General features: G+C 69.1%; 13 protein-coding genes. 7 read left to right on the top strand and 6 right to left on the bottom strand.

Annotation, left to right across the window (positions count from 1 at the left end; all coding sequences use genetic code 11):
* Window positions 1–146: 146 nt before the first annotated feature.
* Window positions 147–1,418, top strand: a complete 1,272-nt coding sequence (locus tag ACFOWB_RS05495; RefSeq protein ID WP_378146880.1) for a lipopolysaccharide biosynthesis protein — start codon at window positions 147–149, stop codon at window positions 1,416–1,418.
* Window positions 1,419–1,669: 251 nt separating this feature from the next.
* Here the strand turns inward: ACFOWB_RS05495 and ACFOWB_RS05490 are convergent, their stop codons facing one another.
* The gene (locus ACFOWB_RS05490) at window positions 1,670–2,671 is read right to left on the bottom strand and encodes a glycosyltransferase family 2 protein (RefSeq protein ID WP_378146136.1); all 1,002 of its coding nucleotides are present in this window, start codon (window positions 2,669–2,671) and stop codon (window positions 1,670–1,672) included.
* A gap of 346 nt (window positions 2,672–3,017) precedes the next feature.
* On the opposite strand from ACFOWB_RS05490, the gene ACFOWB_RS05485 reads away from it, so the two are divergent.
* Both ACFOWB_RS05485 and ACFOWB_RS05480 read left to right on the top strand, forming a co-directional pair.
* Window positions 3,018–4,274 (top strand): GNAT family N-acetyltransferase, encoded by a 1,257-nt coding sequence (locus ACFOWB_RS05485; RefSeq protein WP_378146134.1) that lies wholly within the window; start codon window positions 3,018–3,020, stop codon window positions 4,272–4,274.
* A complete protein-coding gene (locus tag ACFOWB_RS05480) occupies window positions 4,271–5,470 on the top strand; it encodes an FAD-dependent oxidoreductase (protein WP_378146132.1) in 1,200 nt (399 codons plus the stop codon). Before ACFOWB_RS05485 ends, ACFOWB_RS05480 begins: the two co-directional genes overlap by 4 nt.
* On the opposite strand, the gene ACFOWB_RS05475 is transcribed toward ACFOWB_RS05480, so the two are convergent.
* The 4 genes from ACFOWB_RS05475 to ACFOWB_RS05460 form a co-directional block, all read right to left on the bottom strand.
* Window positions 5,449–6,411 carry an FAD:protein FMN transferase gene (locus tag ACFOWB_RS05475; protein WP_378146130.1) on the bottom strand — a complete coding sequence of 321 codons (963 nt, stop codon included), beginning with the start codon at window positions 6,409–6,411 and terminating at the stop codon, window positions 5,449–5,451. The genes ACFOWB_RS05480 and ACFOWB_RS05475 overlap by 22 nt on opposite strands.
* Window positions 6,408–8,510, bottom strand: a complete 2,103-nt coding sequence (locus ACFOWB_RS05470) for a 4Fe-4S binding protein (protein ID WP_378146128.1) — start codon at window positions 8,508–8,510, stop codon at window positions 6,408–6,410. The genes ACFOWB_RS05475 and ACFOWB_RS05470 overlap by 4 nt, the downstream gene beginning before the upstream one ends.
* Before the next feature lie 229 nt (window positions 8,511–8,739).
* On the bottom strand, window positions 8,740–9,741 hold the full coding sequence (locus ACFOWB_RS05465; protein ID WP_378146878.1) for a YVTN family beta-propeller repeat protein: 1,002 nt from the start codon (window positions 9,739–9,741) through the stop codon (window positions 8,740–8,742).
* 247 nt (window positions 9,742–9,988) lie between these two features.
* On the bottom strand, window positions 9,989–11,278 hold the full coding sequence (locus ACFOWB_RS05460; RefSeq protein ID WP_378146126.1) for an ABC transporter substrate-binding protein: 1,290 nt from the start codon (window positions 11,276–11,278) through the stop codon (window positions 9,989–9,991).
* A 177-nt stretch (window positions 11,279–11,455) separates the two neighbouring features.
* On the opposite strand from ACFOWB_RS05460, the gene pedF reads away from it, so the two are divergent.
* The 4 genes from pedF (at window position 11,456) to ACFOWB_RS05440 (ending at window position 15,478) form a co-directional block, all read left to right on the top strand.
* On the top strand, window positions 11,456–11,893 hold the full coding sequence (gene pedF, locus ACFOWB_RS05455) for a cytochrome c-550 PedF (RefSeq protein WP_261404253.1): 438 nt from the start codon (window positions 11,456–11,458) through the stop codon (window positions 11,891–11,893).
* Window positions 11,893–12,747, top strand: a complete 855-nt coding sequence (locus ACFOWB_RS05450) for a substrate-binding periplasmic protein (protein ID WP_261404254.1) — start codon at window positions 11,893–11,895, stop codon at window positions 12,745–12,747. The genes pedF and ACFOWB_RS05450 overlap by 1 nt, the downstream gene beginning before the upstream one ends.
* A gap of 158 nt (window positions 12,748–12,905) precedes the next feature.
* Window positions 12,906–14,666, top strand: coding sequence for a PQQ-dependent methanol/ethanol family dehydrogenase (locus ACFOWB_RS05445; RefSeq protein ID WP_261404255.1), 1,761 nt, complete (start codon window positions 12,906–12,908; stop codon window positions 14,664–14,666).
* Window positions 14,667–14,803: 137 nt separating this feature from the next.
* The gene (locus ACFOWB_RS05440) at window positions 14,804–15,478 is read left to right on the top strand and encodes a response regulator transcription factor (RefSeq protein ID WP_378146877.1); all 675 of its coding nucleotides are present in this window, start codon (window positions 14,804–14,806) and stop codon (window positions 15,476–15,478) included.
* A 10-nt stretch (window positions 15,479–15,488) separates the two neighbouring features.
* Here the strand turns inward: ACFOWB_RS05440 and ACFOWB_RS05435 are convergent, their stop codons facing one another.
* Complete coding sequence (locus ACFOWB_RS05435) at window positions 15,489–16,862, bottom strand: ATP-binding response regulator (protein WP_261404257.1); 1,374 nt, start codon at window positions 16,860–16,862, stop codon at window positions 15,489–15,491.
* Window positions 16,863–16,876 lie beyond the last annotated feature (14 nt).

Below are 16,876 nucleotides of genomic sequence, written 5' to 3'. Positions count from 1 at the left end.
CCAGAACATTTGGTTAACAATAACGCAGGCGTCGCCGCCGGCGCTTTATCAAACCATAACGCCTCCGGGAGTAGAACCGCGGCGTGCCTCAGATCCAGACCCATATCGCCCGCGTGCGCCGGCTCGCTCCGATCGGGCTTTCCTACATGGCCTCGAGCGGTTCGCTGGTGGCGGCGAACGCCGCGCAGCTTCTCACCTTCGCGCTGCTGGCGCGCTGGCTCGGGCCCTCGCAGTTCGGCCTCTACGTGCAGGTCACCGCCATCACGACGGTCGCGGTCCATCTCTGCGGGCTCGGCGCGAACGACTGCCTGATCCGCCGCGTCGCGCGCGACCGCGCGATGTATCCGACGATGCTCGGCCACACGCTGACCTTGGTCGCGATCACCGGGGCCGCGCTCGTCGCGATCGGCATGGGCGCGCTGCCCTTCATCATCACGGTCGACGAGGATCCGGTCCGCAACGTCGTGGCGATCGCGTTCCTGCTCGTCACCAACATCGTGCTGGTGCGCGTCATCCTGCTCACCGAGCAGGCCTATATCAGCCACTCGATGTTCGCCGAAGCCAACCGCTCGGTGATCTTCTTCGCGCTCGCCCGCACCGCGACCGCGGCGCTCGCCTGCCCGATCTTCGGCGTCACGACGCTCGAAGGCTGGACCGCCTGGCAGTTCGGCGGCCATGTCGTGGTGGCGGCCTATTTCGCCTGGAAGACGCGCGAGCTCGGCCGCCCGAAATTCGGGATCGTGCGCGATGAGGTGAAGCCCGGCGTGTTCTTCAGCTCGCAGTTCATCTTCCGCGCGATCCGCCAGAACTGCGACCTGTTCATCCTCGGCCTCGTCTCCTCGATCGAGGTCGTGGGCAGCTACGGCGTCGCCCGGCGCATCCTCGACTCCAGCTACCTGACGATCGACGCGCTGAACCGCCTCGTCTATCCGCGGTTTGCGGTCGCGAGCCAGCACGGCGTCCACAACGCGCTGCCGATGCTCTGGAAGGTGCTGGCCGGCGCGGTGGTGCTCGGCCTCGGCACGGGGCTCGGCCTCTTCATCATGGCGCCGCTGCTCCCTTATCTCTTCGGCCACGAATACGTCTCGCTCGTGCCCTTCGTGCGCACGATGTGCTGGCTGATCGTGTTCGTGGCGATCTGGTCGGTCGCCATGGACCTGCTCGGCGCCTCGAGCCATCAGGGCGCGCGCGCGCTGATCGTCAACACCGCGAGCATCTTGGGCGCAGGGCTCGTGGCCTTCGGCACCTGGTGGTGGCCGCCGACCGGCACCTTCATCTCGCTCTACGTGACCGAGATCGGCGTGACGATCGCCACCTGGGCGATGCTCATGCACATGGCGCGCAAGAGCGAGGCGGCCGCCAAGGCCAAGGAACAGGCCAAGGACGAGGCCGAAGGCATGGCGGCGAAGCCGGCCTGACGCTCCAAACGGTCTCAAGACGCCGTCGGCGCATGAAAAAGCCCGGCGCGTCGGGGGGGCGCGCCGGGCTTCTTATCAGACGAAACGCGTCGGGGGAGCGCGTTTCACATCATAGACGCGCGAGCCGGCGGAAGGTTCCGGCCTCGCGCGGATCTTTTGCGATCGACGTTGTTTTACGCCGCCAGCGCGCTCCCCTCGCCCGTCGCGATCGCGGTTCCGCCGCGGGATCGACGCCGGCGCCTGACGCGTGCTCAGGCGCGGCCGGGGAGCTGCTTGCTCTCGATCCAGGCTTCGGGCTTCAGCCGCGGATGGAAGAAGCCGAGCGGCAGGGCCGCGGCGTGGAACAGCCAGGCGACCACGGCGTAGACGCCGAGCGACAGGCTCTTCTGCTTGAGGCTCATCGCGGCGACCGGCAGGGCCAGGATCGCGAGCGACGCCGCAAGTCCGAGCGCAAGGCTCGGCGCGAGCAGCGGCGCGACGAGCACGGCCGCGATCCAGCCGTAGACGACCGCCCAGAGCCTGAGTTCCGGCAGCTCCTTCAGGAGCATGCCGAAATAGGGCTTGCCCCAGGCCGCGCGCAGCAGCTCGCCGACGCCGCGCAAATATTTGGACTTCCACCGCCGCACCAGCAGCGCATAGGCGTTGAGCGTATGCCCGAAGTGCTGGACGAACGGCCGGTCGAGCCGGTGCAGCGTGAAGCCGAGCGCGCGCAGGCGGACGCCGAGGTCGAACTCCTCGTAGCCATGGAGGTTGCGGTCGGAGAAGTAGCCGGCCTTCTCCACCGCCTCGCGCCGATAAAGGCCGCCGCCGTTCATCCGGTCGATCGCGCCGGTCCGGTTCTCGGGCGAGGCGCGGCGCACGCGGCGGGTGAATTCGAGGTTCTCGACGTTCATCTCGACCACATGGCCGGTGACGCCCGCGCAATCCGGATGGGCCGCGAGATAGCCGAGCGCCTCCTGCAGGAAGCCCGGATCGAGGATCATGTCGCCGTCCATCAGGCACACGAACTCGCAGCCGCTGTACTGAAACCCGAGCTGGGGGCCGAGACCGCAGCTCGGCCGCGCCGGGGCGACGATCTGGACGACCTTGGCGTCGTAGCCGGACGCGATCTCGACAGTACGGTCGCGCGAGCCGCTGTCGGCGACGATGACCTCGCCGCCGCCGACCGCCTGAAGCGCCTCGAGCGCGCTCTCGATCGCGGCGGCGATGCGCTTCTCTTCGTTCAGGGTCTTCATGATGACCGAGACTGACATGATCGAAGGTCCGAGTGGGCGGGCCGCAGGCGGCCGCGATCGCCCCCATCGTGACGCGGCCCGCTTTAGAAAGCGTGGAAGCCGATCGATAAATTGCGAGGCGTTCCGGTCACGTTTTCCAGATCGGCCCTAGGTAGGGTCGCGACGCTGGAGGGGGAAAACCGCATGGGGGAGAAACGAACCCGAAAGCCCCGCGCCGATGTCAGTCCAATTCGTTTCAAAATTTAATGGTCGGTCAACTAGGCCCGGAACGATCGTTTGCCTCGCCCCGACCACAGGCACAGGATGCGCGGCGACGGGGCGACGCGCAGAGCGCCGCCTTGGCGGGACATCTCAAGGCGCACCGATGACGCATGACGCTCTCCAACTGCAGGGCTCCGGCCCCGCAGCGCGGCAGGCCGCACGGCTCCTTCCGGCGCGCCGCGTGTTCGGCGCGGACGCGCAACGCTTCGCGATCCGCGTCCATGACGACGTCACGGCCCTGCCCGCCCACTGGCCGCGCAGCAGCCGGGAGTACGAAGGCCGCTGCCACGTCTTCCAGACCGTCGAATTCCTGAAGGTCTGGGTCGAGACCTTCGGCCGCGCGGCCCGGGCCCGGACCTATTTCGTCGAGGTGCGCGACGCCGACGGCGCGCTCGCGATGCTCGTCCCCTTCGCGATCACGCGCCGGGCCGGCGCGCGCGCGCTCTCCTTCGTCGACGGCGGCGCGGCCGACTACAACGCCCCCGTGCTGTTCGAAACGCCGTGGGAATGGTCGCCCCGCAACGCCAACGAGGCGTGGAGCGCGATCAAGACCGCGCTGCCGGCCTTCGACGTCGCGCTGTTCGACAAGATGCCGGCGGAGGTCGGCGGAATCGTCAATCCGTTCCACCTCCTCGCCACCGGCGAGAACCCCGAATCCTGCCACGCCACCGACCTGACGAAGCCCTGGGCCGTGGTCGAGAAGGGTCAGGTCTTCTACGGCAAGCGCCTGCGCCGCATCGCCTCGCTGCAGGAGACCGTGCCGGTCGAGATGCTCGTCGCCGAGGACAAGGCGGGCCGCGACCGCATCCTCGCGGCGCTGCTCGAGCAGAAGCAGAAGCGGTTCGAGGAGACCCGGGTGCCGGGCTTCGACGCCCAGCCCGAAAAGCGCGAATTCTACGAGCGCGCGACCGAAGCGATGGCCGAGTCCGGCGCGCTCCACCTCTCGGCGCTGTCGTTCGGCGGCGACATCGTGGCGGCGCAATGGAGCCTGATCCACGATCGCCGCTACTACGCGCTCGTCGGCAGCTTCGACGGCAGCGTCTACGGGCGTTATTCGCCTGGCAAGGTTCTCTACCTCATGCTGATCAAGCGCCTTCACGAGGCGGGCGTGGAGACCGCCGACCTCGGGGTGGGCGACGAGGCCTACAAGAAAGACCATTGCGACGTGACGATCGCGCTCTCCGTGATGACGGAGGCGCAGAGTCTCCTGGGGAGGCTCTATCTCGCGCGCGCCGAAGGTCTGAAGCGGCTGCGGGCGTCCGCGCTCTGGCAGAAGTTGCGGCCGTTGAAGTGGGTCATGCTTCGCAAGCTCCGCCGCGAGACGGAGCCTGTCGCCGAAGGGGCGCAGGACAAGTCATGAGCGAAATCGTCGTCGCAGCCGAAACCGAAACCGCCGTCGACGTCGCCATCATCGGCGCAGGCGCGGCCGGCGCGACAGCCGCCGGCATGCTCGCCAAACGCGGGATCTCGGTCGCGCTGATCGCGAGCCACCACCGGCATCCGCCCGAATATCGCGCCGAGAAGATCGGCGAGGCCCAGATCGCGATGATCGACGAGGCGGGCCTCGGCGCGGCGGCGCGCTCGGTCTTCACCGCTTTCGACGGCTGCTGGCTGCGCCGCTTCGGCCACATCGTCGAACGCGACCCGAAGCGCGAATATGGCGGCGACTACGGCGCCGTCGTGGACGCGATGCGCGGCGCGCTGCCGGCGGGCGTGGCGCAGATCGTCGGCCGGGTGGAGACGATCGAGACCGGACCCGACCAGCAGTTCCTGAGGCTCGCGGACGGCCGATCGGTCCGCTCGCGCCTGCTCGTGATGTCGACCGGCCTCAGCGAAGCGGCGCTGAAGAAGGCCGGCATGAGCCGCGACGTCTACAGCCGGCACCATTCGCTGACCGCAGGCTTCGACCTGTCGCGCCCGCCGTCCGACTTTCCGTTCCCCTCGCTGGTGTGGGCCGGCGACGGCCCGAGCGACAAGCTCGCCTATCTCACCCTGTTCCCGATCGGGAACGCGATGCGCGCCAACCTCTTCGTCTACCGCTCGCCCTTCGAGGACTGGACGCGGGAGCTCCGCGACGACCCGAACAGGACGCTGAACGAGATGATGCCGGCGTTCCGGCGCGAATACGGCGAGCTTGCGGTCTCCGGCCCGGTGATGATCCGCCCGATCGACCTCGCCCGCACGCTCGACATCGAGCGCGACGGCGTGGTGGCGGTGGGCGACGCCTTCATGACCGTCTGCCCGATCACCGGCACCGGCATGGACAAGGCGCTGAACGACGCCGTGATCCTCGCCCGCGACCACATCCCCGAATGGCTGAAGACGCCCGGCATGTCGGCCGCCAAGCTCGCGAGCTTCTACGCCGACCCGGCCAAGCGCGCGCGCGACGCCAACGCCGAGAAGATCAGCGTCGAATCGCGCTCGATCCGCTTCGACCAGAGCCCGCGCTGGCGGCTTCGGCGGCTGCGCTCGACGCTGTTCGGCCGGTTCCGCCATCTGCTGCCGCACGGGCACGCCCATGCGGGCGGCGAACCTCACATGAGGTCGAGCGCGTAGCCCGGCCGCCCGGCGAGAAGCGCCTCGCCCCTCGCCTTCCCCATCACATAGATCGCGGTCGACAGCCCGTCGGCCTCGATCCCGCTCGGCGCGAAGACGGCGACGCGCGAGAGAAGTTGCGGCGAGAGGCCGGTGGCGGGGTCGAAGATGTGGTTGTCGGCGCCGTCCTTCGAAAACGGCGTGCCGGCGCCCGCCGACGTCGCGGCGAAACCTTGAAAATCGCTCGACAGAACGTCGGTCTCGCCGCCCTCCTTGGCCGTGCGGCCGCCGAGCCGCCACGGGCGGCCATCCGGGTGACGCCCGAAGGCGCCGAACTCGCCGGTGTCGACGAAGGCGTCGGCGACGCCGTGGCGCCGCGCCGCCGCGATCACGAGATCGGCGGCGTAGCCCTGAAGGATCCCGTTCAGCGTCATCTCGACGCCCGGGCGGCGGAACGCGATCCGCTCGCCGGAAACCTCGACGTCGCGCCAGCCGACCCGGGCGACCGCCTCGGCGCGCTCGGCCTCGTCCGGCCGGCGGCCGTCGCGCGTCGTGCGCTCCCAGAGCGTCCAGAGCGGCTGGACGGTCGGGTCGAACGCGCCGCCGGAGCGCTCGGCGAGGGCGAGCGCGTAGGAGGCGAGCGCGACGAGCCGAGGGTCCGGCCGATCGAGCGCGCCCGCGCGGTTGAGGCGAGACAGCTCGCTGTCGGGCCGCATCAGGCTCGCGGCGCGCTCGAGCGCGCGGATCTCGCTGAAGCCGTCGTGGATTGAGGCCTCGAGCGCCTGTGCGTCGGGGCCCGCGAAAGTGAGCGCGACCGTCGTGCCGAACGCGACGCCTGCGCGGGTCGCGACCTGCTTGCCATGGGCACGGGCGAGCTCCCGAAACGCTGCGCCGCCGACCGCGGCGGCGGCGAGCGTCCCGGCGCCCCCGGCCAGAAGCTTGCGACGGCTGAAACCGCTCATTCGGCCGCCTCCGTGGCGAGACGCACGTTTGGGCGTTTGGCCGCGAGGATCTGCGGAACGCACTGGTTGGGATCGTGGATAATGGTCACGCAGTCCATGCACTGGAAGCATTCGGCGTAGTCGACCTTTCCCGCCTGATCGATCGCGCCGTAGCGGCAGCGCACCTTGCAGAGCTGGCAGGGGCTTCCGCATTCGGCGCGGCGCGGGATCCAGTCGAGCATCCGCAGGCGCCCGCCGATCGCGAGAAACGCGCCGAGCGGGCAGAGATATCGGCAGAACGCCTTGTAGACGAAGAGGTTGAGGACGATGAGCCCGACCGCGTAGGCCACGAACGGCCATGAGCGCACGAAGTAGAGCGTGATCGAGGTCTTGAACGGCTCGACCTCGGAGAACATGTCGGCGAGCGGAGACGCGCTCGCCGCCGCCGCGACGATCCCGGCCAGCGCGGCATATTTGAGCTTGCGCAGCCATCGGTCGAGCGCTGGCGAGACCTGCCGCTGGCGGATTGCGAGGGGCTTGGCGAGCCACGCCGCGAGCTCCTGCAACGCGCCGAAGGGGCAGAGCCAGCCGCAGAACGTTCCGCGCCCCCACACAACGAGCGCCGCGAGCGCGAAGGCCCAGATGAGCAGCGAGGGCGGGTCGTAGAGCAGGAAGCTGGCGTCGTGGGTGTAGATCGCGGCCCGCACGGCGCCCACCACCGTCACGATCGAAAGCTGCGCCTGCGCCCACCAGCCGACGAAGCCGAGCGTGAAGACGAGGAAGCTGAGCCGGAACCAGCCGAAGCGCGGCCCGTCCGCGACGAGCCCGCGCTCGCGCGCGAGCGTCGGCGTCAGCAGGAGGAGCGCGGCGCCGATCAGCCCGAGCTCCGGCCAGCGCGCCGTCCAGCTGTCGACCCATGTCGGCCCTAAGTCCGGCTTCGTCCTGGTGAAGAGGTCTTGGGGCAGCTCGTACTTGGTCTCGAAGCTCTTCGAGACCCGCTCGGTCAGGATCTGCCCGCGCTCGCGCGTCACCGTCAGCTGCAGCGTCCAGGGCGAGGACGGGTCGAAACCGGCCTCGGGCGTGATCTTCATGATCGACCAGGGCCCCGCCGGCATGCCGTCTGGTCCCGCGCCCCGACGATCGATCGCGAGGTCGCGGGCGTTGATCGAGAGCCCGTCCTGGATAACCGCGAGGTTTTCGGGCAGCGAGCCCATGACGAAGCTCTCGCCGAGCGCGTTCCAGCGGCCGGCGGTGAGGAACAGCAGCGCGTGGGCGTCGGGACCGATCTCGGCGACGAGCTTGTCGAACGCCCTGTCGCCGAGGAGATTTCGGCCGATCGAGGGGACGTTGAGATAGGTCACATAGGCGTCGATGAAGGGCTCGTCGGGCCGCTCGCGGCCCTCCTCGTCTCCGTCCGGCGTCGAGGTGTCGGCGAAGGCCGCGTCGACCTCGCGGTTGGTCGCCGTGAAGCGCTTCACGTAGCCGCGCTTGAGAAGTTCGTCCCAGCCAAGCGGCTCGAAGCCGTCTTGCCTAGCCTCGACCCTGAGGCCCGCGCTTCGCCCCGCGCCGAAACCGAGCTTGGCGCGCGCCACGGCGAGCGCGGAGAGCAGCATGGTCTCGTTGACGACGCGGGTGGAGGCGGTCGCCATCGAGACGCCGTCGACGACCGATGACGCCGGCGCGCCGTTGGCGCGGGCGTTGGCGCGCCCCACGCTGATCGCGCGCTTGGCCGACATGCCGGCGTACTGGTCGACGAAGGCGACGAGCGGCGCGGAGCCAAGCCCCTCGAGGAAGACTGGCTCGTGATGCGACAGGATTTTCGCGTCGAGGAACGTCCCGTCGGGCTTCAGCGCGATCAGCAGGTTGGGGGGCGCGCCGCCGAAGCCCGGGATCGCGGCGAAGTCGATGGATTCGAACGCATAGGCCAGGACCTCGTAGGAGCCGGCCTGCTGCTTCATGATCGGCCAGATCGGCAGCCGGTCGTCCTTCTCGCCGACGACGAGGGGAAGCGGGAACGCCGCCTCCATGCCGGCGCGATCGAGGGTTCCGGCTTGAGCGGGGAAGGCGGCGAGCAACGCCAAAAACAGAAGAATTGCCGCTGCGATCGCCTGCGCCGTCATGCCCGCGCGCCAGCGCGGGTATCCACGACTGGACCGTAGGGCTCCGCGCCGTGCGAAGTCGTGGATACCCGGCTTCGCCGGGCATGACGGACTCCGATGCGGACGCGTCGCAGCTTCTCCCCAGTCCTTCGCGGCTGGCATCCTCAACAAACCTCATGCTGAGGAGCCCGCGTCGGCGGGCGTCTCGAAGCACGCAGCTGGCTTGTCCAACGCTCCAAACGCCGCGCCTTTACTTGCGGTCGGCGACGGGCTGCGCCCTGGGCCGCACCGCCGCGCCCCAGGGGAAGCGGCCGACCTTCACGGTCTTCACGGGCTTGAGGCTCGCGACGTCCACCATGGTGACGTCGCCCGAAACCCCGTTAGTGGTGAACAGCATGGACTGGTCGGGGGTGAGCGCGAGGTGCCAAACGCGGCGGCCGACGAGGATGTAGGACTTCACCTCATAGGTCTGCGCGTCCACCACCGCGACGCGGTCCGACGGGCCGAGCGCCACGAAGGCGTATTTGCCGTCGCGCGTCAGCTGCACGCCGACCGGCTGGACGCGGTCACTCGCCACGCCGGGAATCGCGAACTCGATCGTGTGGACGATCTGCTTGGTGGCGACGTCGATGATCGCGACCGTGCCGCCGACCTCCGAGGAGACCCAAAGCCGCTTGCCGTCGAGGTCGAACTCGGCGTGGCGCGGCCGCTGGCCGACCGGCGTCGCGTCGTTGGACGTGAGGCTGTCGACGTCGATCCAGTGGACCATGTTGGTGGTCTCCGACGTCGTCACCGCGGTCTTGCCGTCGGGGCTCACGGCCATGCCCTCGGGCTCGATCCCGACCTCGATCTGGGCCAGCACCTTGCGCGTCTCGACGTCCACCACGGTCGTGAGCGCGTCGTCCTCGTTGGCGATGAAGAGCTTGGTCCCGTCGGGCGAGAGCGAGAACTGCTCGGGGTCTTCGCCCGAAGGCAGGTCGTGCAGGATCTTGCCGCTGTCGGGATCGATCGCCTGCACGGCGTTCGAGTCCGAGGCGCAGACATAGAGGATCTTGCCGTCCGGCGAGAAGGTGAGGCCGCGCGGCCGCCGGCCGACCGGGAAGGTGCGCGTCACGACCTTCTGCTCGGTGTCGATCACCGACACCGTGTTGTCGCGCTCGTTGGTGACGAAGACCTCATGGGCGTTGCCGGAGCCGGCGCCCGCGATCGAGGCCGCGAAGCCGAGGCTGACCGCGGCCAGCGCCGCGCGCATGCGCCGGAGCGCCTCGCGCTCGTCGGCGTCGCCGACGAGCGGAGGCCGCGACCTATCCACCCCCTCCCCCTTGCGGGGAGGGTAAGGGTGGGGGTGGTTCAGAACAGAGCTCTCTTGGTCGGCGTAGAGCTGCGTGGCCCTCTCCGCCTCATTCTGAACCACCCCCACCCCCGACCCCTCCCCGCAAGGGGGAGGGGAGAAAGCGGGCTGATCACCATTCGGCCGGGAGGCGCGGGTCTTCGTCATCTCATCCCCTCATCGCCTTGCAGGCGCTTTCCGACTGGTCGAGGCCGAGCGTGTCCATCTCGGTGCGCTGGTGGAGGAAGCCCTCGAGCGGGGCGGTCGCGACCACGGCGCCGGGCCACAGCAGGTAGACCGGCTGGCGCAGCTGCCCGTTCCAGGCGCGGAAGCTGAGCGCTCGGCCCTTGAAGCCGCCGACCTCGAACGTCTCGCTCCGCAGCAGCGCGGAGATCGCCGCAGGATCGGCGCTCTTGAGCTGGACCGCGGCCTCGCCGACCGCGTGGACCGCCATCCAGCCCGAATAGTCGACCGGATCCATCCGGCGGCCCGCGAGCTTCCTGAACCGCCCCTGCAATTGCACCGCGGCCCAGGCCTCGACGGGCTTGCCCCAGGCGGCCGGGACCATGCCGTGGGTTCCGACGACGGGCCGCGGGCTTGCGGTGTTGTAGGGAAGGTTGTCGCCGAACTCGTCGGCCTCGTCGGCGACCGCCACGACGTCGTGTTCGGCCCCGCGGGAGGCGAGCGTCAGCTCGTCGGTCGCGGTGTCGCGGATGTCGGCGCCGCGGGCGTCGAAGGGCTTCTCCTCGACGATTCTGAGCCCGAACTTGCGCGCGCTCTTGCGGATCGCGTCGGCGTAGAGCCGGTCGCCCTCCCCCGGGCCCGCCACCAGCAGGATGCGGGTCCAGCGCTTGAAGGCGAGGAACTGCATCAGCGCGTCGGCCAGCATGTCGCGCGAGGGGATAACGTGGAGCACGCGCGCGCGGCAGTCGGCGTCGCGCAGGCGCACGTCCGGCGCCGAAACGTTGAACAGCACGACGTCCCTGGCCGCCGCCGCGTCGGCGAGCGCCAGCAGATCCTCGGCCGGGGCGTTCACCACCACGAAACGCGGCGCGTCCTTGGCCATCACCTCCGCGAAGGCCGCCTCGAGGTCGCCGTCGGGCTCGACCACCGTGGTCTTGAGGTCGAACTTCAGCCCGACGAAGCGCCCGGTGGCGTTGGAGTCAGCGATGCCGAGCTCGGCGCCCTTGAGGCCTTGGTCGTCGGGAACCGGGTCCTCGTTGTTGCGCGGCGTGTGGCGCTCGACCCGGCGCTCGAAGTAGTGGATCGAAACCAACTTCAGCTCGCGCGGCTTGCGGACCGTCGGGGCCGGCGCCTGCGCGGGCGAGGCGCTTTCGGTCTGCGCGGTCTGCTGCGGAGCTGCGGGAAAGGCCGGCGCCGCGCCTGGCGCGAGGGTGGTCGCGATCGTCGCCGCCACGATCGCGGCGGTGTGCGCTAGGCCTGTCCTGTCGCCGCGCATCGCCGCTGCTCCTGCGTACCGCCCGGAGGATAGGGAGCGGCGCCGGGCGCGGGATTGTACTTATTGGCGCCTCAAAAATCGGCCGCTGCTGGAACGGCTATAAGGTGTACCTAAGAACAATGTGGGGGCCCCAGCCCCGTTGCTAGCGTCCGCGCCGCAATGGGAAGGACGCCTGACATGAAAGCCTCTCGCCTCGTTCTGCTCGCCGTCGGCGCCGCCGCGCTCTTCGCCGGGGCCGCGCTCGCGCCGCGCGCCTGGGCGCATGGCGACGTGCAGCCGCAGCCGGTCAACACCGACGGGCTCGCGCCGCTCGGCGAGGAGTGGAAGGAAGAAAACCCCTATCGCGGCGACCCGAAGGCGATCGCGATCGGCGCCTCAGGCTATAACCAGAACTGCGCCCGCTGCCACGGCCTCGAGGTGATCTCGGGCGGCCTCGCGCCTGACCTTCGCCATCTCGAGAAGGGCAAGGAAGGCGACGAGTGGTTCTCGCAGCGCGTCCAGGGCGGCGCGATCATCAACGGCATGACGAAGATGCCGTCCTTCGCCGGGGTGATCTCGCAGGAAGGCCTCTGGGCCATTCGGAGCTACATCGAATCCGTGCACGTCGACGAGTGATGCGAGGGATCGACCGCCGCCTCTTCCTGGGGGCGCTCGCGGGCGCAGGCCTGGCCGCGCCCGCTGTCGCGCGTCCGCTCGACGAGGTGACGGCCTCCGGGATCCTGCGGGTCGCGCTCTATCGCGACAACGCGCCCTTCTCCGACGACGCCGGCGGAAAGCCGGTCGGCATCGACGTCGACGTCGCGAAACGGATCGCGCAGACGATCGGCGTGAAGCCCGAGATCCGGATCGTCGAGGCGTCCGAGAACGTCGACGGCGACTTCCGCCTCAACCTCTGGCGCGGCGACCTCGCGGGCTCGACGCTCGCCGACCTGATGCTGAGCGTGCCGGCCGACAAGCTGCTGCAGATGCGCAACGAGCTGGTGTTCTTCACCGCCCCTTACGTCGAGCAGCGGCTCGCGATCGCCTATCGGGCGGGCGTGGTGGAGGGCGGGTTCCAGGATCTTCAGGACATCGCCGGCAAATCGGTAGCGGTCGAGGGCACGAGCCCCGTGGACGCGCTGATCGGGTTCGCCAATGGCGGGACGCTGCGCGAGTCGATCCGCCACTACCGCAATTTTGGCGACGCCGCCGACGCGTTCCGGAGCGGCGAGACCCAGTTTCTCGCGGGCGCGCGCTCGGCGATCGAGTCGACGCTCGCAAAGGCCGGCGTGAAGGACGCGGAACTCAAGGATCTCGCCGGCTCGAACCTCATCCGCCCGCGCTGGGAGCTCTGCGGAGCGGTGAAGACGGACTCGCGCGATCTCGCCTATCGGATCGGCGAGGCGCTGGCCGAAATGCGCGCCTCGGGCGAGATGGAGAAGATCTTCGCGGCCCATGGCGCGAGCTTCACTCCGCCGGCCGGATATTAATAAGAATCAGTCACTTACGTTTCTTCTTAGGGTGTACTTAATGGCAATAAGCAAGGTCCCCGGCCCCGTCTAACGTCCCCCCACTGGGATCAAGCGCGCGTGACAAGCGCGCCGGTCCAGCAGCGCCGGGAGATGGCGCGCTCTCAGGGGAGAAACCAATGACCTTCCGCGCAACCTTGCTTGCCGCCGCTGGCGCGGCGGCGCTTCTGGCGGGGGCGGTCTCGCCGTCGCTCGCGGTCACCGACGAAGACATCGCCAACGACGCCAAGACGGTCGACGACGTCGTCTCCTACGGGCTCGGCAACCAGGGCCAGCGCTACAGCCCGATCAAGACGCTGACCCGCGACAACATCAAGGGCCTCATCCCGGCCTATTCGTTCTCCTTCGGCGGCGAGAAGCAGCGCGGCCAGGAGAGCCAGCCGCTCGTCAAGGACGGCGTGCTCTACATCACCGGCTCCTACAGCCGCGCCTGGGCGATCAACAGCCGCACCGGCGAGAAGATCTGGGAGTACAACGCCCGTCTTCCCGAAGGCATCCTGCCCTGCTGCGACGTCGTGAACCGCGGCGGCGCGCTCTACGACAACCTGTTCATCTTCGGCACGCTCGACGCCAAGCTCGTCGCGCTCGACGCCAAGACCGGCAAGGTGGTGTGGAAGAAGGACGTCGACGACTTCAAGGCCGGCTTCTCCTTCACCTCCGCCCCGATGATCGTGAAGGGCAAGATCATCACCGGCGTGTCGGGCGGCGAGTTCGGCATCGTGGGCCGCGTCGAGGCGCGCGACGCCAAGACCGGCGAGATCGTCTGGAAGCGGCCGGTGATCGAAGGCCATGTCGGCGAGCTCAACGGCAAGCCCTCCACCATGACGGGCAAGACGAACGAAAGCTGGCCCGGCGACATGTGGAAATACGGCGGCGGCGCCACCTGGAACGGCGGCACCTACGACGCCGAGACCAACCTGATCTACTACGGCACCGGCAACCCCGGCCCGTGGAACAGCTGGCTGCGCCCGGGCGACAACAAGTGGTCGGCCTCGCGCATCGCGCTCGATCCGGAGACCGGCGAGATCAAGTGGGGCTTCCAGACCACCCCGCATGACGGCTGGGACTATGACGGCGTGAACGAGTTCGTGTCGTTCGACCTCCAGAAGGGCGGCAAGACCATCAAGGCCGGCGCCACCGCCGACCGCAACGGCTTCTTCTACGTCCTCGACCGCACCAACGGTAAGTTCATCTCCGCGACCCCGTTCGTCTCGAAGATCAACTGGGCCAAGGAGATCGGACCCGACGGCCGTCCGGTCTACGACGACAACTTCCGTCCGAAGGACCCCTCGAAGTCCGGCGACGGCAAGAAGGGCGACAGCGTCTTCGCCGTGCCGAGCTTCCTCGGCGGCAAGAACTGGATGCCGATCTCCTACAACCCCGACACCAAGCTGTTCTACGTCCCCTCCAATGAGTGGGGCATGGACATCCACAACGAGCCCGTCTCCTACAAGAAGGGCGCGGCCTATCTCGGCGCCGGCTTCACCATCAAGCCGATCTTCGAGGACCACATCGGCTCGCTCAAGGCGATCGACCCGACCTCGGGCAAGGTCGTGTGGGAGTACAAGAACAAGGCTCCGCTCTGGGGCGGCGTCCTGAACACCGGCGGCGGCCTCACCTTCACCGGCACGCCCGAGGGCTTCCTCAAGGCCTTCGACGCCAAGACCGGCGAGGAAGTCTGGAAGTTCCAGGTCGGCACCGGCGTCGTCGCCTCTCCGATCACCTGGGAGCAGGACGGCGAGCAGTGGGTCGGCGTCGCGGCCGGCTGGGGCGGCGCGGTTCCGCTCTGGGGCGGCGAGGTGGCGAAATCCACCGCCGGCATCAACCAGGGCGGGTCTTTCTGGGCCTTCAAGCTTCCGAAGGAAGTCGCCTCCCGCTAAGGGAAGAGCGGAAGTCGGACGCGGCCGGCCGGGATCTCCGGTCGGCCGCTCCGTCCCCTCCGGCGCATGCGAGCCCGACAGCGCAAGCGCCGGAGGCCGGACCTGACCCTCCGGTCAGGGACGCGTTCGTTCGGGGGATATCGGTCGTGCATTTCGCCATCATCGACGACCATCCGTTGTTCCGGGAAGCGCTGCTGTCGACCGTCCATGTGGCGTTTCCGGACGCCCAGGTCGACGAGGCCGACTCGCTGACGAGCGCATGCGACATGCTCGCCCGCTCCGACGCCATCGACCTCATCCTGCTCGATCTCTCGATGCAGGGCGTCACCGGCTTCGACGGCCTCATCCAGATCCGCGGCCGCTTTCCGCGCGTGCCGATCCTCGTGGTCTCAGGGCTCGACGACGCCCAGATCGTCCATGAGGCGATGCGCTGCGGCGCGGCCGGCTTCGTGCCCAAGGCATCCGGAAAGGCGCTTCTCACCGAAGCCATCACCGAGGTGCTGGGCGGCGGGGTGTTCCTGCCGAAGGAATATCGCCGGACCCAGACCGCCCGGCCCTCGCGCGCCGGCGCCGACATGCTGGATCGGCTGAAGACGCTGACGCCCGCCCAGATGCGCGTGCTCTCGCTCGTCAAGCGCGGCAAGCTCAACAAGCAGATCGCCTACGAGCTGAACGTCGGCGAATCCACCGTGAAGGCCCACATCTCCGAGATCATGCGCAAGCTCGGGGTCGCAAGCCGCACCCAAGCCGTGATCGAGACCTCGGCGCTCGACTTCGACGTGATCCTGAGCGGGCCGGCGAAGGTCGACTGAGCGTCCCGCCTTACTCCCCTCGCCGCACCGACGGCGCGAGGTGGGACATCAGCGCGCGCACGTAAGCCGGCTTGATCGGCTTGTGGATCAGTTCGCAGCCGGCCGCGCGCACTTCCGCTGCGACCTCGGCCGAATGGTCGGCGGTCGTCACGATCGCGGGCGTGTCGGCGCCGTAGGTCGCGCGCAGCCAGGCCGCGACCTCGAGGCCATAGACGCCGCCGTCGAGGTGGTAGTCGATGAGCGCGATGTGCGGCGGCTCGGACTGTCCGGCGAGCGCCTGCTTCAGCTCCTCCAGCCCGTGGGCGGAGACGACGGTCGCCTCCCAGGAGACCAGCAGCCGCACGAGCGCCTCGCGCGCGCCGACGTCGTTCTCGACCACGACGATGCGCGAGCCCGAGAGCGTGGTCGAGACCGGCGGCATGAAGGCGCCGGTCTCGTTGCGCTCGCGCACCTCCCCTTGCGCCAGCGCGAGGCGCAGGCGAAAGCGCGAGCCGCGCCCGACCTTCGACGAGACCTTGAGGCTGTGGCCGAGCGCGAGCGTCATGCGGCGCACGATCGAGAGCCCAAGCCCGAGTCCGATCTCGGCGTCGCCGCTCGCGCCCTCACCGCGATAAAACTCCTCGAAGATGCGCGCGCGGTCGGCCGGCGTGATGCCGGGGCCGGTGTCCACCACGTCGATGAGGCAGGAGCCGCCGCGCGAGCGCGCCCGCACGAGCACGCCGCCGCGCCGCGCATAGCGCACCGCGTTCGAGACGAGGTTCTGCAGGATGCGCTTCAGCAGCACAGGGTCGCTTTCGACCGCGAGCTGGCCGGTCTTGACCACGAAGCGCAGGCCCTTGCGGCTCGCGACCGGCTCGAAGGTCGCCACCACGTCCTCCAGCACGTCGTTGAGCGAGATCGAGCGCACGTTCGGGCGCACGACCCCGGCGTCGAGCTTGGAGATGTCGATGAGGGCCTTGATCAGGTCCTCGATGGTCTTGAGGCCGCGCTCCACCTGGCCTGCGATCGCGAGCGCCTCGACGCCGAGCGGCATGTCGGCGAGCGTCGAGATCGAGAGCCGCGCGGCGTTCAGCGGCTGCAGCAGGTCGTGGCTCGCGGCCGCGAGAAAGCGCGTCTTCGAGCGGTTGGCGAACTCCGCCTCTTCCTTGGCCTCGACCAGCGCCCGGTTGGAGCGCTCGAGGCTAAGCATCAGGTTGGTGAGCTCCTCGGTGCGGTCGCGCACCCGCGTGTCGAGCGTGATCGCGGTCTGGAACAGCGAATAGGCCGAGCCCTGGCGGTCGGTCGAGCGCTCGACATGGTCCATGAGCGCGGCGTTCATGCGCTCGAGCTTGGCGATGCGCCGCTTCAGCTCCGCCGTGTCGTCAGGGATTTCGGCAAGGCTCATTGGACGTCCGCGAG

The sequence above is a fragment of the Chenggangzhangella methanolivorans genome, assembly GCF_042648545.1.
In the GTDB taxonomy this organism is placed as follows: Bacteria; Pseudomonadota; Alphaproteobacteria; order Rhizobiales; family Methylopilaceae; genus Methylopila; species Methylopila methanolivorans.
This window is presented reverse-complemented; position numbering and strand designations above follow the sequence as displayed.